The organism is Microcoleus sp. K4-B3 (assembly GCF_036704615.1).
Classification (GTDB): domain Bacteria; phylum Cyanobacteriota; class Cyanobacteriia; order Cyanobacteriales; family Microcoleaceae; genus Microcoleus.
This window is the reverse complement of the sequence record NZ_JAUBSF010000240.1, coordinates 1-1,108: the sequence shown is the minus strand read 5'-3', so window position 1 is coordinate 1,108 and position 1,108 is coordinate 1. Positions and strand designations below refer to the sequence as shown.

Here is a 1,108-nt window from a genome sequence, read left to right as displayed (position 1 = left end):
TTGTCCGATACCTGTAAGTAGACGACACCAATCTCAAGTAAGCATTATTTTACCACTCTGTCAATGCGTAAGTCCTAATTTCTTGAGATGCCTTGGAATAAGATAACAGGGCTACTTGTCGCAGACAGCATTTCTCAAAAAAAGGTGCCAAGCGAGTCGATGTTTTGAGATTTAATTTTTCTGCTTGTTTTTCGGTAATTTTTAACTCACCCACACAGCTTTTTACTGTTCGGGGGCGTCCTTTGTCTGTTCCCGTGGTTTCTTTGATAAAAAAAAAGCAACTTCGGGTCCCACTATCTCTATCCATTGTTTTCTCAGGTGCCCTTCTATTGTTTCCAGGCTCTCTAATGCCTCGGGGGGAGTGTTTTTGTATAAAATTTTGGCGATTTCAGCAGTATGAGCTTGTAAACGTGCTTGTTCGTCAGGCGTCATTTTGATTCCCTCAAAATTATTTATTGACTATTGTAACTCTTGAGACACTCTATTCTTCAGTTGCTATAAAATGGCTTATTGACTCTAAAACATATTTTTTCGGGAAGCTAAGTGTCGGTTTTCCAAAAAAACAGTACAATATATCATACTTTTGTTTACTTGCAAAATCGGGATGCTCCCGTATCTTGAGCCGCTTCAAACTCATCACAATTAGACTGGCTTTGCATCCATTCTACTACAGAAGCTAAGTTATTTAGGATAATTGATAGTGCATTTTGACGCTCTACTGGATTATCCCAGTTTAAATTATAGGCCGTTTTTAAGCTGGAACTATTCAAGATGGGTGCACCGACTTCCGAGGCAATTTCTGCTAGCTCCCGCCCCTGCACAGCACGGGCGATCGCACTCACTGCCTTACGCAAAGCATGACCCAATAGATTATATGTATCTTCGACTTTACCCGCTCCCCATAACGGGGAAGAATTATCGGCCGCTTTAAGTTGAGATGAGCCAAATCCACCTTTTTGTTTGGCAATTTCTACGGTGCGGTCAATTAAACGTTGGTCGAGTTCTTTTTTAATTAATACCAATTCACTATGAACAATACTCCGGACAGTTTTTAAAGAGGAATGCTTACGCAATAAAATAGAGAAGTGAAAAAAGTGAGTGCAATCGG

Annotated in this window: 1 protein-coding gene and 1 pseudogene; both read right to left on the bottom strand. The window is 40.3% G+C overall.

Features of this window, described 5'->3' with window-relative positions:
* Nucleotides 1-222: 222 nt before the first annotated feature.
* Nucleotides 223-432: a hypothetical protein gene (locus tag QUA78_RS32685; protein WP_333307610.1), complete on the bottom strand. Its 210-nt coding sequence runs from the start codon at nt 430-432 to the stop codon at nt 223-225.
* 155 nt (nt 433-587) lie between these two features.
* Nucleotides 588-1,108 (bottom strand): annotated as a pseudogene (locus QUA78_RS32680) (hypothetical protein); the annotation flags it as partial.

Coding starts and splice junctions, on each gene's coding strand:
- QUA78_RS32685 (WP_333307610.1), bottom strand. CDS start 432: ATGACGCCTGACGAACAAGCACGTTTACAAGCTCATACTGCTGAAATC.